The following is a 17,279-nucleotide window of genomic DNA, read 5'->3' as shown; positions in this document are numbered from 1 at the left end:
ATGCAAAGAATCGATCATGTATTGCCGTGGAGCACCCTCGGCACCGAACGCACGCTGAGTGTCTTTCGTTTCGGCACTGGCGAGCGAAAAGCCTACATTCAGGCCAGTCTGCACGCAGACGAACTGCCCGGCATGCGCACCGCCTGGGAGTTGAAGAAACGCCTGACCGAGCTGGAACAGCAAGGCGCCCTCAAGGGCGTCGTCGAGCTGGTGCCGGTGGCCAATCCGCTGGGGCTGGGCCAGTTGCTGCAAGGCGCGCACCAAGGGCGTTTCGAGTTCGGCAGCGGCAAGAATTTCAACCGTGACTTCACCGAGCTGAGCGAGCCGGTCGCCGAGTTGCTGGAAGGTCAGTTGGGCGATGACCCGCGCGCCAATACCCAATTGATTCGTCAGGCGATGATGACTGCACTTGAAGGCTTGCCTGCCGCGCAATCGGAGTTGCAGGGCATGCAGCGCATCCTGCTCAAGCATGCCTGCATCGCTGATGTGGTGCTTGACCTGCATTGCGATGCCGATGCCGTGCTGCATATGTATGCCTTGCCGCAGCACTGGCCGCAATGGCGCTCGCTGTCGGCGCACCTGAATATTCAGGTAGCGCTGCTGGCCGAGGATTCCGGCGGCAGTTCCTTCGATGAAGCCTGTTCGCTGCCGTGGTTGCGTCTGTCACGGACCTTCCCGCAGGCGCAGATCCCGCTGGCGTGTCTGGCGACCACTATCGAGCTGGGTGGTCAGGCCGACACCGGCAAGCCTCAGGCGCAAGCGCACGCCGAAGGCATTCTGGCGTTTCTGGCCGAACAGGGTTTTATCAGCGGTGACTGGCCGCAGCCGGCACATCAAGCCTGTGAAGGTCTGCCATTCGAAGGTACCGAATTGCTCTATGCGCCGCATCCTGGCGTGGTGACATTCCTGCGTGCCGCAGGCGATAAAGTCGAAATCGGCGATGCGCTGTTCGAAGTCATCGACCCGCTGTCCGATCAGGTCAGTACCATTTGTGCGAATACTGCCGGGGTGCTGTTTGCCATCGAGCGGCTTCGTTACGCTCAACCAGGTTTCTGGCTGGCCAAAGTGGCGGGGCGCACCGCGCTGCGTCATGGACGTCTGCTCAGTGATTGACCGTTCTGTGGGAACCCAAAGCATGAACAAACTGGAAGTGCAGGACCTGCACAAGCGCTATGGCAGTCACGAAGTGATCAAGGGCGTGTCCCTGACCGCCAAAGCTGGCGATGTCATCAGCATCATCGGCTCCAGCGGCTCGGGCAAAAGCACCTTTCTGCGCTGCATCAACCTGCTCGAACAGCCCCATGCCGGCAAGATCCTGCTCAACAACGAAGAGTTGAAGCTGGTGCCGAACAAGGACGGCGGTCTGAAAGCTGCTGACGCCAGACAGTTGCAGCGCATGCGCTCACGCCTGTCGATGGTGTTCCAGCACTTCAACCTGTGGTCGCACATGACGGCGCTGCAGAACATCATCGAAGCGCCGGTTCATGTTCTGGGCGTGTCGAAAAAGGAAGCGCTGGAAAAAGCCGAGCACTACCTGGCCAAGGTCGGCGTGTCCCATCGTAAGGACGCTTATCCAGGACACATGTCCGGTGGCGAGCAGCAGCGTGTGGCCATTGCCCGCGCGCTGGCGATGGAACCTGAAGTGATGCTGTTCGACGAGCCTACCTCGGCGCTCGACCCTGAACTGGTTGGTGATGTGCTCAAGGTCATGCAGGGGCTGGCTCAGGAAGGCCGGACCATGGTGGTGGTGACTCACGAAATGGGCTTTGCCCGGGAAGTCTCCAACCAGCTGGTTTTCCTGCACCAGGGTGTGGTTCTGGAGCGTGGTGACCCGCGCGAGGTACTGGCCAACCCACAGACCGAGCGTCTGCAGCAGTTCCTGTCAGGCAGCCTCAAGTGACGATCGGCATCGCATGGCGATGCCTTTTTACGGCAGAACAGGGCATGCTGCGCGACGCGCGACATAACCTGGATGTTCCAGATCGAGCCATCTTCTGAGGCTCGGCTTTTGCGGCAATACGTATCGGATCTCCCAATGACTGCCCATCGAATAGGTTTTCTCGTCTGGCCTGGCACCAAAGCCCTGACTCTGGCACTTGCCGAGGAAGCCTTGCGTGTCGCTCAGCGCGTTCATCCTGAAGTGGTCTACGAATTGTCGTTTCTACAGGCCGAGGCAGGGGAGCCGACAGCAGTTGCCGGCGCCTGGCAATTGCCGGGCGAGCCTTGGACCGGGCGACTGGACGGTTTTCAGAAGCTGTTTCTGCTCGCCGATGAGCCTCCGGCAGCCGTGGCCCCGGCGCTGGGCAGCGCGCTCAAGCAACTGGTGCGTGCCGGCTGTTCGATTGGCGGACTGTCAGCGGGCGTTTACCCGCTCGCGCAACTGGGCCTGCTGGATGGCTATCGCGCTGCTGTGCACTGGCGCTGGCAGGACGACTTCGCTGAACGCTTCCCCAAAGTCATCGCCACCAGCCATTTGTTCGACTGGGACCGGGATCGTCTGACCGCCTGCGGTGGCATGTCGGTGCTCGACCTGCTGCTGGCAGTGCTGTCTCGCGATCACGGCGCGGAACTGGCCGGGGCGGTTTCCGAGGAGCTGGTGGTCGAACGCATTCGCGAAGGCGGCGAGCGTCAGCGCATTCCGTTGCAGAACCGTCTGGGCTCCAGCCATCCAAAGCTGACCCAGGCTGTACTGTTGATGGAAGCCAACATCGAAGAGCCGTTGACCACTGACGAAATCGCTCAGCACGTGTGTGTGTCGCGCCGCCAGCTGGAGCGGATTTTCAAGCAGTACCTCAACCGTGTACCCAGCCAGTATTACCTTGAGCTGCGCCTGAACAAGGCGCGCCAGATGCTGATGCAGACCAGCAAATCGATCATCCAGATCGGCCTTTCGTGCGGTTTTTCCTCGGGGCCGCACTTCTCCAGCGCCTACCGCAACTTCTTCGGCGCCACGCCGCGTGAAGACCGCAACCAGCGACGCAGCAGCAGTCCGTTCGAACTCTCGCCGGTGCCTGCCGAACGCGGTTGATTGTCTTGTCGCGATAGAAGTGCTGCCGCGACAGCTCAGGTCCAGACAGGCCGACCTCAATCTGTTTAAACTGCGCCTTTGTGACGCAATATGTCGCATTGCCGAAAACCTTGAAAAAACCCGGTTTTGCGCTGTAACAAGTTGTCGCCTGGCGGCAAGGCCGAACACAATTCAGTCCTTACAATCTTTCCATCGCTCGCCAGTTTCAGGCGGGCGTTCCTCATCAGGAGACTCCGATGTCCGTTGAGCATGCTGCGGTGCAACGCGCCGATTTCGACCAGGTAATGGTCCCCAATTACGCCCCGGCCGGGTTCATTCCCGTGCGCGGTGCGGGCTCCCGGGTCTGGGATCAGGCGGGACGCGAACTGGTGGATTTCTCGGGCGGGATCGCCGTCAACGTATTGGGCCACTGCCATCCGGCGCTGGTCGGTGCCTTGACCGAGCAGGCCAACAACCTCTGGCATGTGTCCAACGTTTTCACCAACGAGCCGACCCTGCGTCTGGCGAAAAAGCTGGTGGATGCGACGTTCGCCGAGCGCGTGTTCTTCTGTAACTCCGGTGCTGAAGCCAACGAAGCCGCTTTCAAGCTGGCGCGTCGTGTGGCGCATGATCAGTACGGCCCGGAAAAGTACGAAATCATCGCGGCCCTGAACAGTTTTCATGGCCGTACCCTGTTCACTGTCAGCGTGGGTGGGCAGCCGAAGTACTCCGATGGTTTCGGGCCGAAAATCACCGGCATCAGCCATGTGCCGTACAACGACCTTGAAGCGTTGAAAGCGGCTGTTACCGACAAGACCTGCGCCGTGGTGCTGGAGCCGATTCAGGGCGAAGGCGGCGTGTTGCCGGGCCAGCTGGAATACCTGCAAGGCGCGCGCAAACTGTGTGACGAGCACAACGCGTTGCTGGTGTTCGATGAAGTGCAGAGCGGCATGGGCCGTAGCGGTCATCTGTTCGCCTACATGCATTACGGCGTGATCCCGGACATCCTTTCCAGCGCCAAAAGCATCGGTGGCGGTTTCCCGCTGGCGGCCATGTTGACCACTGAAAAGCTCGCCAAACACTTTGCGGTCGGCGTCCACGGCACCACGTATGGCGGCAACCCGCTGGCCTGCGCGGTCGGTGAAGCGGTGATCGATGTCGTCAATACGCCTGAAGTGCTGGCTGGCGTGCAGCGCAAGCATCAGCAATTCAAGACCCGCCTGGAGAGCATCGGCCAGCAGTACGGCGTCTTCACCGAAGTGCGCGGCCTGGGCCTGTTGATCGGCTGCGTGCTGTCCGACGCCTGGAAAGGCAAGGCCAAGGACATTTTCAACGCCGCTGAAGCCCAGGATCTGATGATTCTGCAGGCCGGTCCCGACGTGATCCGTTTCGCGCCGAGCCTGGTGATTGAAGACGCAGACATCGAAGAAGGCCTGAACCGCTTCGAACGTGCCATTGCCAAGCTGACGTCCTGACTCATCCGCTATATCCCGGTGTCTGCCTGGCCGGCAAACACCGGACATTTTCCTGTGCTGTGCGGCATGATGCCGTTTGGTGCTTTTATCAGTGCCGGTCGTAAATGCCGGTCGATCTACAAGGAGTGGCACCATGCTGGTGATGCGCCCTGCGCAAATGGCTGATCTGGCCGAGGTTCAACGCCTCGCTGCCGACAGCCCTATCGGTGTCACGTCCTTGCCCGACGATGCTGGCCGCCTGACCGACAAGATCGGCTCGTCGGAGGCATCGTTCGCCGCCGAGGTCAGCTTCAACGGTGAAGAAACCTACTTCTTCGTGCTCGAAGACAGCGAAAGCGGCAAGCTGGTGGGCTGCTCGGGCATTGTTGCTTCGGCGGGCTACTCCGAGCCGTTCTACAGTTTTCGTAACGAAACCTTCGTGCATGCGTCCCGCGAACTGAAGATCCATAACAAGATCCATGTTCTGTCCCAGTGTCACGACCTGACCGGTAACAGCCTGCTGACCAGTTTCTATGTGGTCCCGGAACTGGTCGGCACGGCGTGGTCGGAGCTCAATTCTCGCGGCCGCTTGCTGTTTGTTGCCAGTCACCCCGAGCGCTTCGCCGATTCGGTGGTCACCGAGATCGTCGGTTACAGCGACGAGCAGGGCGATTCGCCATTCTGGGATGCCATCGGGCGCAACTTCTTCGACCTCAATTACGCCGCTGCCGAGCGCCTGTGCGGACTGAAAAGCCGGACCTTCCTCGCCGAGCTGATGCCGCATTACCCAATCTACGTGCCATTGCTGCCTGACGCTGCGCAGGAGGCCATGGGCCAGGTGCATCCGCGTGCGCAAATCACCTTCGACATCCTGATGCGCGAAGGCTTTGAAACCGACCATTACATTGACATCTTCGACGGTGGCCCGACCCTGCATGCCAAGGTATCCGGGATCCGGTCCATTGCGCAGAGCCGTCTGGTGCCAGTGAAAGTCGAAACCGCGCAAAGCAGCGATGTCGGCACAGGCGGGCGTTTGTACCTGGTTGCCAACGGCCTGTTGCAGGATTACCGCGCAGTGCTTCTGGAACTGGACTGGGCGCCCGGCAGGCCAGTGGTGCTGAGCCTCCAGGCCGCCGACGCACTGGGTGTTGGTGAAGGTGCCAGTGTGCGGATCGTCGCGGTCTGAGTCAGACGTTCGATAGCCGATTAGCGAGTTTCAAGGCTCTCGATGAGCCGCTGAGGAGATAACATGATCGTTCGTCCTGTACGCAGCAGTGACCTGCCTGCGCTGATCGAGCTGGCGCGCAGCACCGGTGCCGGTCTGACGACACTGCCCGCCAATGAGCAGCGTCTCGCGCACCGGGTAGGCTGGGCTGAAAAGACCTTTCGCGGAGAAGCCGAGCGCGGCGATGCCGACTATCTGTTCGTGCTTGAAGATGACGATGGTCGGGTGGTCGGTATCTCTGCCATCGCCGGGGCGGTCGGCCTGCGCGAGCCCTGGTACAACTATCGGGTCGGCCTCACGGTCAGTGCTTCGCAGGAACTGAACATCTACCGGGAAATCCCGACCCTGTTCCTGGCCAACGACCTGACCGGCAATTCCGAGCTGTGCTCGCTGTTCCTGCACAGCGATTCACGCAATGGCCTCAATGGCCGCCTGCTGTCCAAGGCGCGCATGCTGTTCATCGCCGAATTTCCGAAACTGTTCGGTAACAAGATCATTGCCGAGATGCGTGGCATGTCCGACGAGAATGGCCGGTCGCCGTTCTGGGAAAGTCTGGGTCGGCATTTCTTCAAGATGGAATTCAGCCAGGCCGATTACCTGACCGGTGTTGGCAACAAGGCATTCATTGCCGAGCTGATGCCCAAATTTCCGCTTTATAGCTGCTTTCTTTCCGAAGACGCACGCAATGTGATCGGCCGCGTGCATGCCGACACCGAGCCTGCGCTGACCATGCTCAAGGGCGAAGGGTTCTCGTATCAGGGTTACGTCGACATCTTCGATGCTGGGCCTGCCATCGAGTGCGAGACCGGCAAGATTCGCGCAATCAAGGACAGCCAGGCGCTGGTACTGGCCATCGGTACGCCAGGTGACGATGCGCCGCAGTTTCTGATTTACAACCGCAAGCGTGAAGACTGCCGCATTACGGTAGGCGCTGCGCGTTTCGCCGCTGGCACGCTGGTGGTTGCGCCACAAACCGCCAAGCGGCTGCGCATGAGTGCAGGCGACAACGTGCGCGCCGTGCCTTTGTCAGCGGCGCGGGAGGGCGTTTGATGAGTACCCTCTACATTGCAGGTGCATGGCAGGCCGGGCAGGGCGAGCTGTTCCATTCTTTGAACCCGGTGAGCCAGCAGACGCTGTGGTCCGGGCAAAGCGCTACGGCAGAACAAGTCGATTACGCGGTGCAGGCTGCGCGTCAGGCATTTCCCGGCTGGGCGCTGCTGTCTCTGGACCAGCGCATTGCTGTGCTGGAGGCCTTTGCTGCCAGCCTCAAGGGCCGCGCCGATGAACTGGCGCACTGCATCGGTGAAGAAACCGGCAAGCCTTTGTGGGAGTCGGCGACCGAAGTAACCAGCATGGCCAACAAGATTGCCATCTCGGTGCAGAGCTATCGCGAACGAACCGGCGAAAAGAGCGGGCCGCTGGGCGATGCCACCGCAGTATTGCGCCATAAGCCACATGGCGTGGTCGCGGTGTTCGGGCCTTACAACTTTCCTGGTCATTTGCCTAACGGGCACATCGTTCCGGCCTTGCTGGCGGGCAATACGGTAGTGTTCAAGCCCAGCGAACTGACGCCGAAAGTTGCCGAACTGACCGTCAAGTGCTGGATCGAAGCCGGGTTGCCTGCCGGTGTTCTCAACCTGCTGCAAGGCGGTCGTGAAACCGGTATTGCACTGGCTGCCAACCCAGGCATCGACGGGCTGTTCTTTACCGGGTCAAGCCGCACCGGTGACGCGCTGCACCAGCAGTTCGCCGGGCGCCCCGAGAAGATTCTCGCGTTGGAAATGGGCGGTAACAATCCACTGATCGTTGATCAGGTTCAGGACATAGACGCAGCGGTGTACACCATCATTCAGTCGGCGTTCATTTCCGCAGGCCAGCGCTGCACCTGCGCGCGTCGCCTGTTGGTGCCCGAGGGCGACTGGGGCGATGCCTTGCTGGCGCGACTGGTTGCCGTCAGCGCGACTATCGAGGTGGGAGCGTTCGATCAGCAGCCGTCTCCGTTCATGGGCTCGGTCATTTCGCTGGAGGCCGCACGCGCCTTACTCGAAGCACAGCGCAACCTGCTCGCCAACGGCGCAGTGACCTTGCTGGAAATGCGTCAGCCGCAGCCCGGCGCGGCGCTGCTGACGCCGGGCATTGTGGATGTCAGCGCGGTCGCCGAGCGGCCTGACGAAGAGCTGTTCGGCCCGCTGTTGCAGGTCATCCGCTACGCCGGTTTCGACGCCGCCATCGCTGAAGCCAACGCCACTCGCTATGGCCTGGCGGCAGGTTTGCTCTCGGACTCCGAAGCGCGCTATCAGCAGTTCTGGCTGCACAGCCGCGCCGGGATCGTCAATTGGAACAAACAGCTGACCGGCGCCGCCAGCAGCGCACCGTTCGGCGGAGTCGGAGCCTCGGGAAACCACCGCGCCAGCGCCTATTACGCAGCCGACTATTGCGCCTATCCGGTGGCTTCGCTGGAGACGGGCAGCCTGACCCTGCCGACGACACTGACTCCCGGCATCAGGCTGAGCTGACAGGGTGCGCACGATTGCTTATAAAAACAGATCCACGGAGCCTTGCCGATGAAGTCCTGTGAAGTGAATTTTGACGGTCTGGTCGGGCCAACCCACAACTACGGCGGGTTGTCCTACGGTAATGTCGCCTCCCAGAGTAACAGCCAGCAATGCGCGAACCCGCGTGAAGCGGCGCTGCAAGGCCTGGCGAAAATGAAAGCGCTGATGGACCTGGGCTTTACCCAGGGCGTGCTGGCACCGCAGGAACGCCCTGATGTGGCCGGTTTGCGGCAGTTGGGTTTCACCGGCAGCGATGAACAGGTGATTGAAAAAGCCGCCCGTCAGGATATGCCATTGCTGGTTGCCAGTTGCTCGGCATCGAGCATGTGGGTGGCCAACGCGGCGACGGTCAGCCCCAGTGCTGACACCGCAGATGGGCGCGTGCATTTCACGGCAGCCAACCTCAACTGCAAATACCATCGCAGCATCGAACACCCGACCACCAGCCGCGTGCTGGGGGCGATGTTTGCCGATGCAAAGCACTTTGCCCATCATCCTGCGTTGCCACCAGTCGCGCAGTTCGGCGACGAAGGCGCAGCCAACCACACCCGTTTCTGTCAGGACTACGGCCAGCCCGGTGTTGAGTTTTTCGTTTTTGGCCGCAGTGCTTTCGATACCCGCTACCCGGCACCGCAAAAGTATCCGGCCCGCCAGACCCTGGAAGCGTCACGAGCTGTTGCGCGTTTGCATGGCTTGAGCGAGGGCGGCGTGGTTTATGCTCAGCAGAACCCGGCGGTCATTGATCAGGGTGTGTTTCATAACGATGTGATCGCGGTCGGTAACGGTGAGGTGCTGTTCTATCACGAGGATGCATTCCTCAACACCGAGCCGATGCTCAATGAGCTGCGCGCCAAACTCGGCCGTGTCGGTGGGCAGTTGCGGGCGATTTGTGTGCCGCGTGCCGAAGTCTCGGTGCAGGATGCGGTGCGCTCTTACTTGTTCAATAGCCAGTTGTTGTCACGCCCGGACGGCTCGATGCTGCTGATCGTGCCGCAGGAGTGTCAGGCCAATGCGAGCGTCTGGGCTTATCTGCAGCGATTGATTGCCGATGACGGCCCGGTTGCCCAGGTCAAAGTGTTCGACCTCAAGCAAAGCATGCAGAACGGCGGCGGCCCTGCCTGCCTGCGACTGCGTGTGGCGCTCAAGGAAGCCGAGCTGGCAGCGGTGAACCCAGGCGTGATCATGACTGCGCCCCTGTATGACACGCTGACGCAATGGGTCGACAGGCACTACCGTGATCGCATGAGTGAAAACGATCTGGCCGATCCCCGATTGCTGACCGAATGCCGTACGGCATTGGATGAACTGACGCAAATCCTTAAACTGGGTGCCGTCTATCCGTTTCAACTGAATTGAAACACCCTGCGCGCCGGGCAAATGTCTGGCGCATGATTTCTTTATCTAGAGCATTCCGACTATGAGCGACGCCCTGCAACTGATCCTTGAAGACACCGATGGCACCCAGCTGGAAACTTCTTGCACCCGCGTAGCCATTATCTGGCAGGGCAAGGAACTGTGGATTCAGCAGGATGGCCGTGGCCAATTGCTGATCGGCGTTGACGTCGAAGAAGACGATGCAGAGTACGCCAACCTGCTGCTGCGCCCGCTGGCAACCAACCTGGTCAGCCTGCAACTGGAAATGGAACCGGCCGACGCAGGTGCCGACGAAGACGGTCACGTTCACGGCCCTGACTGCAACCACTAAGGAAGTTGCCCTATGCTCGCCCTCGGCAAACTGCTTGAACTGACCCTGGCTGGACGTGAGCCAGCGGAAAAGACTCAACTGACCGTCGAAGGCGTGCGGATGCGATGGATGGGCGAGGGGGCTCTGGAGGTTCGCCCGCCGGAGGTTCGTGACAATGGCACGGACCTGCTGCTCTCCGCCGGTATTCATGGCAACGAGACAGCACCCATCGAGCTGCTGGATGAACTGATCCGCAGCATCGCGCGCGGCGACCTTAAACCGCGCGCACGTATCCTGTTTCTGTTCGGCAATCCCGACGCCATGCGGCGCGGTACCCGGTTTGTCGAGCAGGACGTCAATCGGCTGTTCAACGGTCGTCACGAGCAAAGTGGCGGTGCAGAAGCCCTGCGTGCCTGCGAGCTGGAGCATCTGGCCGCCAGCTTTTTCAGCCTGCCGGATCGCTACCGCCTGCATTACGACCTGCACACTGCCATTCGCGGTTCGAAGATCGAGCAGTTCGCGCTGTACCCGTGGAAAGAAGGCCGTCAGCACTCGCGCCTCGAACTGGCCCGGCTGCGTGCTGCGGGGATGAGTGCGGTGTTGTTGCAGAACAAGCCGTCCATTGTGTTCAGCGCCTATACCTACGATCAACTGGGTGCCGAGGCCTTCACTCTGGAACTGGGCAAGGCCCGGCCGTTCGGCCAGAACCAGCAGCTCAACCTTGCGCCGCTGCGTTTGCGTCTGGAGCAGATCATCGAAGGCCGCGAGCCCGAGCTGGATGAAAATCTTGAGGGGTTGCAACTGTTCAGCGTGGCACGCGAAATCATCAAGCGCACCGATGCATTCACGTTCAACCTTGCCGATGCTGTAGAAAACTTCTCACCGTTGGAAAAGGGCTACGTGCTGGCCGAAGACGCGGGCGGTTCACGCTGGGTGGTAGAGGAGGAGGGCGCGAGGATCATCTTCCCCAACCCGAAAGTCAAAAACGGCCTGAGGGCGGGGATTCTGATTGTGCCGACTGATGCGGGCAGCCTTGGCTGATCGCCTTGCACCCTCAAGATCGGACGCAGAGCGTCCAGAACGGCATTCCCACGCTGGAGCGTGAGGAACGATAGGTGTCCGGGAGAACACCTATCGTGCCAATGCTCCGCGTTGGCATGCAGTTCGTGACGCTCTGCGTCACACCTACGCGTTTCAGCAGGCCACTTTTTGCTGAGCGTCCAGGCGACGCAGGCTGCGTACCTTGTTCAAGGTGTCAGCGCAGGTCTTCGCCGCTTCTTCGCCTTTGTGCGAGAAGTGATCGAAGAAGAACTTCTGGTGTTCTTCGCCCGCATGGAAGTGGTGCGGTGTAAGGACCACGGAAAACACCGGTACTTCGGTTTCCAGCTGGACCTGCATCAGCGCACTGACCACTGACTGTGCAACGAATTCGTGGCGATAGATGCCGCCGTCCACTACCAGTGCAGCGCCGACGATGCCAGCGTAGCGGCCGGTATTGGCCAGCAGTTTTGCATGCAGCGGAATTTCGAAGGCACCGCCCACTTCAAAGATGTCTATGTCACTTTCCGCATAGCCATGATTGGCCATCTCGGCGATAAAACCTTTACGGCTTTGATCGACAATATCCTTGTGCCAGCAGGCCTGGATAAAGGCGACGCGTTCGTTCGGGTGGCTTTTGCTTTTGCTGTCGATTGCAGTAGGTTGCACGTGTTCTGACTCCTGTTTATAGAAAAAACAGGGCGTTTGGATCGAAAGGGATTCAAGTCGCGTAGGAAAGCCTCCTGAACGATGTCGTTCATGATGAGGTTTTGCAGACGTTCTTGCAGACACCAATCCCGCTCTCTCTTCATCCGGACTATGACCGTCGGCCCCGGAATCACACCGGGTCTGCTGACCTTGCCGATCGCCAGCCAAAGCTGCGACCCCCAAGCGCTCGCGGGCTAGACGCATTGCGCGCCATTACCGCCGGTGGGGAATTGCACCCCGCCCTGAGAACGTTGCCGGCACTTTACGTGGCCGGCGCGGGATTTTTATCACAGTTCGCTGGATCATGCATGGACACTTTCGTACGGTGCACCTACCTTTTTCTTATAAGGGCACGGAGTATCGAGAGCGGCGGTGCTTGATTATCATGTACCGCGGCCTCAGTAATGCCTTGTTGCAAGCCAAAGGTTGCATGCATTATCGATCTTCAACTTCAGGGAGCTTTTTCGTGACTGTCATCGATCTGCGCAGCGACACAGTGACTCTTCCTACGGCCGGCATGCTCGATGCCATGGCACGTGCGCCCGTCGGCGATGACGTCTACGGTGAGGACCCAACCGTCAACCTGCTCGAAGCGACGCTCGCCGAGCGCCTCGGGTTTGATGCCGCGCTGTTTGTCCCGTCAGGCACCATGAGTAATCTGCTGGCACTGATGGCGCACTGTGAGCGTGGCGATGAATACATCGTTGGCCAGCAGGCACACACGTATAAGTACGAAGGCGGCGGTGCAGCGGTGCTGGGTTCCATCCAGCCGCAGCCACTGGACGTGCAGGCCGATGGCTCGCTGGACCTGAAGCAGGTGCTCGACGCCATCAAGCCCGATGACTTTCACTTTGCCCGCACACGCCTGCTGGCCCTGGAAAACACCATGCAGGGCAAGGTGCTACCGTTGGAATACCTGGCTGCCGCACGCACACTGACGCTGGAAAAAGGCCTCGCCCTTCATCTGGACGGCGCACGGCTGTACAACGCATCGGTCAGGCTGGGCGTCGATGTCCGCGAAATTACCCGGCACTTCGATTCTGTTTCGGTGTGCCTTTCCAAGGGCTTGGGCGCACCGATCGGCTCGGTACTGTGCGGATCGCAGCCATTGATCGCCAGAGCGCGTCGCCTGCGCAAGATGCTCGGTGGCGGCATGCGTCAGGCCGGAGGGCTGGCTGCCGCAGGGCTCTATGCGCTGGATCATCAGGTCGAGCGGCTGGCGGATGACCATGCCAATGCTGCGTTTCTGGCCGAAGGCCTGAGCGGGCTCGGCTACGCTGTCGAGCCGGTGCAGACCAACATGGTCTACGTGCAGATCGGTGAGCGCGCTGCATCACTCAAGGCGTTCTGCGCCGAGCGTGGCATCGTGCTCACAGCCGCGGCGCGGCTGCGCATGGTGACCCACCTGAATGTGTCGCGCGCGCAGGTTGAACAGGTCATCGCTGCATTTGCAGCCTTTGAACACTCATGAGATGACGATAATCCAGTTAGTTGTTTCTATCGCACAAACACACTGTACCGAGGGCGCAACGCCTATATAATGCGGCCCTTTGCCGTCGCTACGTCATTTGACGTTTTGCACTTGCCTCTGGCCGCAGTCTCCGTGGAAGAACCTATGAAAAGCGCAGAAATCCGTGAAGCCTTCCTTGGCTTCTTCGAAGAGCAAGGCCACACCCGTGTCGCTTCAAGCTCCTTGATTCCGGGCAATGACCCAACCCTGCTGTTCACCAACGCAGGCATGAACCAGTTCAAGGATTGCTTCCTGGGCCAGGAAAAACGCGCCTACACCCGCGCCGTTACCAGTCAGAAATGCGTGCGTGCCGGTGGCAAGCACAACGACCTGGAAAACGTCGGCTATACCGCTCGTCACCACACTTTTTTCGAAATGCTGGGCAACTTCAGCTTCGGTGACTATTTCAAGCGTGATGCCATTACCTACGCCTGGACCTTCCTGACCTCCGAGAAATGGCTGAACCTGCCCAAGGAAAAGCTTTGGGTCACGGTCTACGCGACCGACGACGAAGCCTACGACATCTGGACCAAAGAGATCGGCGTGCCTGCCGAGCGCATGGTTCGTATCGGCGACAACAAAGGCGCGCCTTACGCCTCCGATAACTTCTGGACCATGGGCGATACCGGACCATGCGGTCCTTGCAGCGAGATTTTCTTCGATCACGGCCCGGAAATCTGGGGTGGCCCGCCAGGCTCGCCGGAAGAAGACGGTGATCGTTACATCGAAATCTGGAACAACGTATTCATGCAGTTCAACCGGACTGCAGATGGCGTGCTGCACCCGCTGCCAGCGCCGTCGGTCGATACCGGCATGGGCCTGGAGCGTGTCAGTGCGGTTCTGCAACACGTACATTCCAACTACGAAATCGACCTGTTCCAGAGCCTGCTGGCTGCGTCGGCCAAGGCCATTGGTTGCAGCAATGACAACCAGGCTTCACTGAAGGTCGTGGCGGACCACATCCGCTCGTGCGGCTTCCTGATCGCAGACGGCGTGCTGCCTTCCAACGAAGGTCGTGGCTATGTGCTGCGCCGCATCATTCGGCGCGCCTGCCGTCACGGCAACAAGCTGGGTGCCAAGGGCAGTTTCTTCTACCAGATCGTTGCCGCGCTGGTGGCCGAAATGGGCTCTGCGTTCCCTGAGCTGGTGCAACAGCAGTCGCATATCGAGCGCGTGCTGAAAGGTGAAGAAGAACAGTTCGCCAAGACCCTTGAGCAGGGGCTGAAAATTCTTGAACAGGATCTGGCTGACCTCAAAGGCACCGTGGTGCCGGGTGAAGTCGTGTTCAAGCTGTACGACACCTACGGTTTCCCGATGGACCTGACGGGTGACATCGCCCGCGAGCGCAACCTGACCCTGGACGAAGCCGGCTTCGAGCGTGAAATGGACGCCCAGCGCGTGCGCGCCCGTTCGGCCAGCTCGTTTGGCATGGACTACAACAGCCTGGTCAAGGTCGACATCGCTACGCAGTTCACCGGTTACTCTGCAACGACTGGCAGCGCCAGCGTTGTGGCGCTGTATAAAGAAGGTCAGTCGGTCACTCACCTGAATGAAGGCGAAGAGGGCGTGGTGATTCTCGACACCACCCCGTTCTATGCCGAATCGGGCGGTCAGATCGGCGACAGCGGTTTCCTGCATGCCGGTGATGTGCGTTTCGATGTCAGTGACACCACCAAGACTGGCGGTGCGTTCCTGCACCACGGTGTTGTGGCCTCCGGCAGCCTGAGCGTCGGCACCCAGGTTGAAACACAGGTGGCCGATGAAGTTCGCGATGCAACCAAATTGAACCATTCGGCCACTCACTTGCTGCACGCCGCATTGCGTCAGGTGCTGGGTGAGCATGTTCAACAGAAAGGCTCGCTGGTCGACAGTCAGCGCCTGCGCTTTGACTTCAGCCATTTCGAGGCGATCAAGCCCGAGCAACTGCGTGCGCTGGAAGATATAGTCAACGCAGAGATTCGCAAGAACACCGAGGTAATGACCGAAGAAACCGATATCGACACCGCGAAAAAGAAAGGTGCCATGGCGCTGTTCGGCGAGAAGTACGGCGACAGCGTTCGGGTGCTGAGTATGGGTGGCGAGTTTTCCGTCGAGCTGTGCGGTGGTATCCACGCCAGCCGTACCGGTGACATCGCGCTGTTCAAGATCGTCAGTGAAGGCGGTGTGGCAGCAGGTGTACGGCGTATCGAGGCGGTCACCGGTGCTGCTGCGCTGGCCTGGCTGAATGCGGCCGAAGATCAACTCAAGGAAGCCGCGACGCTGGTCAAAGGCAATCGCGACAACCTGCTGGACAAGCTGACGGCTGTGCTTGAGCGCAACCGTCTGCTGGAAAAACAACTGGAACAACTGCAAGCCAAGGCAGCCAGTGCCGCCGGCGACGACCTGTCGTCTGCCGCGCTGGATGTCAAAGGGGTCAAGGTTCTGGCTACGCGCCTGGATGGCCAGGACGGCAAGGCGCTGCTGGCGCTTGTCGACCAGTTGAAGAACAAGCTCGGCCGCGCAGTGATCCTGCTCGGCAGTGTTCATGAGGACAAGGTTGTCTTGGTCGCAGGCGTGACCAAGGACCTGACTGGCCAACTCAAAGCCGGTGATTTGATGAAGCAGGCGGCTGCCGCTGTCGGTGGTAAAGGCGGTGGGCGTCCTGATATGGCTCAAGGCGGTGGTGTCGATGCAGGTGCGCTGGATTCAGCGCTGGCACTGGCCGTTCCTTTTGTAGAGCAGGGTATCTGAGTCGAGTCTGCAGGCCTGTCGATCGCCGACAGGCCTTGCAAGGATTTGAATGGGTTAATAGGTGCTCTTAACGGGTTCTGAGGCGGCTTTGAGATGGCTTTAATCGTACAGAAATTTGGCGGCACCTCGGTGGGCTCTGTAGAGCGCATCGAGCAGGTGGCCGACAAGGTCAAGAAATTCCGTGAGGCTGGAGACGACCTGGTGGTCGTGCTGTCAGCCATGAGCGGCGAAACCAACCGTTTGATCGAGCTGGCCAGGCAGATCAGTGATCAGCCGGTTCCCCGTGAACTGGACGTGATCGTTTCCACGGGCGAGCAGGTCACCATCGCCCTGCTGGCGATGGCGCTGATGAAGCGTGGCGTGCCTGCGGTGTCCTACACCGGCAATCAGGTCCGTATCCTCACCGACAGCGCGCACAACAAGGCGCGCATCCTGCAGATTGACGACCAGAAGATCCGCTCCGACCTGAAAGCCGGTCGTGTAGTGGTGGTCGCCGGTTTCCAGGGCGTCGATGAGCACGGCAACATCACCACCCTCGGCCGTGGTGGCTCGGACACTACCGGTGTTGCGCTTGCCGCAGCGCTGAAAGCTGACGAGTGCCAGATCTACACTGACGTCGATGGTGTGTACACCACCGACCCGCGTGTGGTGTCGCAGGCTCAGCGCCTCGACAAGATCACCTTCGAAGAGATGCTGGAAATGGCCAGCCTCGGGTCCAAGGTGCTGCAGATCCGAGCGGTCGAGTTCGCCGGCAAATACAACGTCCCGCTGCGCGTTCTGCACAGCTTCAAAGAGGGGCCGGGCACCCTCATTACAATCGATGAAGAGGAATCCATGGAACAGCCGATCATTTCCGGCATCGCCTTCAACCGCGATGAAGCCAAGCTGACCATCCGTGGTGTGCCAGACACCCCCGGCGTAGCGTTCAAGATTCTCGGCCCGATCAGCGCGGCCAATATCGAAGTGGACATGATCGTGCAGAATGTTTCGCACGATAACACCACCGATTTCACCTTCACGATCCATCGCAACGACTATCAGGCTGCCTTGCAGGTGCTTGAGTCCACCGCGCGTGAGATCAGTGCTCGTGAAGTGTCCGGCGATACCAAGATCGCCAAGGTGTCCATTGTCGGCGTCGGCATGCGCTCGCACGCAGGCGTTGCCAGCCGTATGTTTGAAGCATTGGCCAAGGAAAGTATCAATATACAGATGATCTCCACGTCGGAAATCAAGGTTTCCGTGGTCATCGAAGAGAAGTATCTGGAGTTGGCTGTGCGCGCGTTGCACACGGCTTTTGAGCTGGATGCTCCGCGGCAGGGTGAGTGATCCTGTCGTCGAAGGGCGCGGTCTGACCGCGTCTTTCGGGTG

At 60.0% G+C, this 17,279-nt stretch carries 14 protein-coding genes and 1 riboswitch; of the genes, 13 read left to right on the top strand and 1 reads right to left on the bottom strand.

The window, feature by feature from the left end:
• The 10 genes from KP808_RS17465 to astE all read left to right on the top strand — a co-directional run bounded on the left by KP808_RS17465 (position 1) and on the right by astE (position 10,966).
• Positions 1-1,113, top strand: a complete 1,113-nt coding sequence (locus KP808_RS17465; protein WP_230016575.1) for a succinylglutamate desuccinylase/aspartoacylase family protein — start codon at positions 1-3, stop codon at positions 1,111-1,113.
• Positions 1,114-1,135: 22 nt separating this feature from the next.
• Positions 1,136-1,900 (top strand): ABC transporter ATP-binding protein, encoded by a 765-nt coding sequence (locus KP808_RS17460; protein ID WP_002554439.1) that lies wholly within the window; start codon positions 1,136-1,138, stop codon positions 1,898-1,900.
• A gap of 135 nt (positions 1,901-2,035) precedes the next feature.
• On the top strand, positions 2,036-3,028 hold the full coding sequence (gene argR / locus KP808_RS17455) for a transcriptional regulator ArgR (protein WP_004665895.1): 993 nt from the start codon (positions 2,036-2,038) through the stop codon (positions 3,026-3,028).
• Positions 3,029-3,264: 236 nt separating this feature from the next.
• Positions 3,265-4,482 (top strand): aspartate aminotransferase family protein, encoded by a 1,218-nt coding sequence (locus tag KP808_RS17450; RefSeq protein ID WP_122281824.1) that lies wholly within the window; start codon positions 3,265-3,267, stop codon positions 4,480-4,482.
• Positions 4,483-4,615: 133 nt separating this feature from the next.
• A complete protein-coding gene (gene aruF / locus KP808_RS17445) occupies positions 4,616-5,647 on the top strand; it encodes an arginine/ornithine succinyltransferase subunit alpha (protein WP_005746295.1) in 1,032 nt (343 codons plus the stop codon).
• 63 nt (positions 5,648-5,710) lie between these two features.
• Positions 5,711-6,736 (top strand): arginine N-succinyltransferase, encoded by a 1,026-nt coding sequence (gene astA / locus KP808_RS17440; protein ID WP_004659722.1) that lies wholly within the window; start codon positions 5,711-5,713, stop codon positions 6,734-6,736.
• On the top strand, positions 6,733-8,202 hold the full coding sequence (gene astD / locus KP808_RS17435) for a succinylglutamate-semialdehyde dehydrogenase (protein ID WP_230016574.1): 1,470 nt from the start codon (positions 6,733-6,735) through the stop codon (positions 8,200-8,202). The genes astA and astD overlap by 4 nt, the downstream gene beginning before the upstream one ends.
• A 48-nt stretch (positions 8,203-8,250) precedes the next feature.
• Positions 8,251-9,597, top strand: coding sequence for an N-succinylarginine dihydrolase (gene astB / locus KP808_RS17430; protein ID WP_230016573.1), 1,347 nt, complete (start codon positions 8,251-8,253; stop codon positions 9,595-9,597).
• A gap of 61 nt (positions 9,598-9,658) precedes the next feature.
• A complete protein-coding gene (locus KP808_RS17425; protein ID WP_005731381.1) occupies positions 9,659-9,946 on the top strand; it encodes a hypothetical protein in 288 nt (95 codons plus the stop codon).
• 12 nt (positions 9,947-9,958) lie between these two features.
• Entirely contained in the window at positions 9,959-10,966 is a 1,008-nt protein-coding gene (gene astE / locus KP808_RS17420; protein ID WP_230016572.1) for a succinylglutamate desuccinylase, read from the top strand.
• 153 nt (positions 10,967-11,119) lie between these two features.
• On the opposite strand, the gene KP808_RS17415 is transcribed toward astE, so the two are convergent.
• Positions 11,120-11,632 carry a 6,7-dimethyl-8-ribityllumazine synthase gene (locus KP808_RS17415; RefSeq protein ID WP_230016571.1) on the bottom strand — a complete coding sequence of 171 codons (513 nt, stop codon included), beginning with the start codon at positions 11,630-11,632 and terminating at the stop codon, positions 11,120-11,122.
• Between the two features lie 126 nt (positions 11,633-11,758).
• Positions 11,759-11,925, bottom strand: a riboswitch (FMN riboswitch).
• Positions 11,926-12,137: 212 nt separating this feature from the next.
• On the opposite strand from KP808_RS17415, the gene ltaE reads away from it, so the two are divergent.
• The 3 genes from ltaE to KP808_RS17400 all read left to right on the top strand — a co-directional run bounded on the left by ltaE (position 12,138) and on the right by KP808_RS17400 (position 17,237).
• Positions 12,138-13,142 carry a low-specificity L-threonine aldolase gene (ltaE, locus tag KP808_RS17410; protein WP_230016570.1) on the top strand — a complete coding sequence of 335 codons (1,005 nt, stop codon included), beginning with the start codon at positions 12,138-12,140 and terminating at the stop codon, positions 13,140-13,142.
• Positions 13,143-13,286: 144 nt separating this feature from the next.
• A complete protein-coding gene (gene alaS / locus KP808_RS17405; protein WP_230016569.1) occupies positions 13,287-15,911 on the top strand; it encodes an alanine--tRNA ligase in 2,625 nt (874 codons plus the stop codon).
• Positions 15,912-16,004: 93 nt separating this feature from the next.
• Entirely contained in the window at positions 16,005-17,237 is a 1,233-nt protein-coding gene (locus tag KP808_RS17400; RefSeq protein ID WP_002554427.1) for an aspartate kinase, read from the top strand.
• Positions 17,238-17,279: the final 42 nt, after the last annotated feature.

Origin of the sequence: Pseudomonas savastanoi (assembly GCF_020917325.1) — a bacterium.
In the GTDB taxonomy this organism is placed as follows: Bacteria; Pseudomonadota; Gammaproteobacteria; order Pseudomonadales; family Pseudomonadaceae; genus Aquipseudomonas; species Aquipseudomonas amygdali.
The sequence above is the reverse complement of the archived record's forward strand: the minus strand, read 5'-3'. Positions and strand labels throughout refer to the sequence as shown.

Bases quoted from the DNA above. Each gene is read 5' to 3' on its own strand.
- KP808_RS17465 (WP_230016575.1), top strand. From the start codon at position 1: ATGCAAAGAATCGATCATGTATTGCCGTGGAGCACCCTCGGCACCGAA.
- KP808_RS17460 (WP_002554439.1), top strand. From the start codon at position 1,136: ATGAACAAACTGGAAGTGCAGGACCTGCACAAGCGCTATGGCAGTCAC.
- argR (WP_004665895.1), top strand. From the start codon at position 2,036: ATGACTGCCCATCGAATAGGTTTTCTCGTCTGGCCTGGCACCAAAGCC.
- KP808_RS17450 (WP_122281824.1), top strand. From the start codon at position 3,265: ATGTCCGTTGAGCATGCTGCGGTGCAACGCGCCGATTTCGACCAGGTA.
- aruF (WP_005746295.1), top strand. From the start codon at position 4,616: ATGCTGGTGATGCGCCCTGCGCAAATGGCTGATCTGGCCGAGGTTCAA.
- astA (WP_004659722.1), top strand. From the start codon at position 5,711: ATGATCGTTCGTCCTGTACGCAGCAGTGACCTGCCTGCGCTGATCGAG.
- astB (WP_230016573.1), top strand. From the start codon at position 8,251: ATGAAGTCCTGTGAAGTGAATTTTGACGGTCTGGTCGGGCCAACCCAC.
- KP808_RS17425 (WP_005731381.1), top strand. From the start codon at position 9,659: ATGAGCGACGCCCTGCAACTGATCCTTGAAGACACCGATGGCACCCAG.
- astE (WP_230016572.1), top strand. From the start codon at position 9,959: ATGCTCGCCCTCGGCAAACTGCTTGAACTGACCCTGGCTGGACGTGAG.
- alaS (WP_230016569.1), top strand. From the start codon at position 13,287: ATGAAAAGCGCAGAAATCCGTGAAGCCTTCCTTGGCTTCTTCGAAGAG.
- KP808_RS17400 (WP_002554427.1), top strand. From the start codon at position 16,005: ATGGCTTTAATCGTACAGAAATTTGGCGGCACCTCGGTGGGCTCTGTA.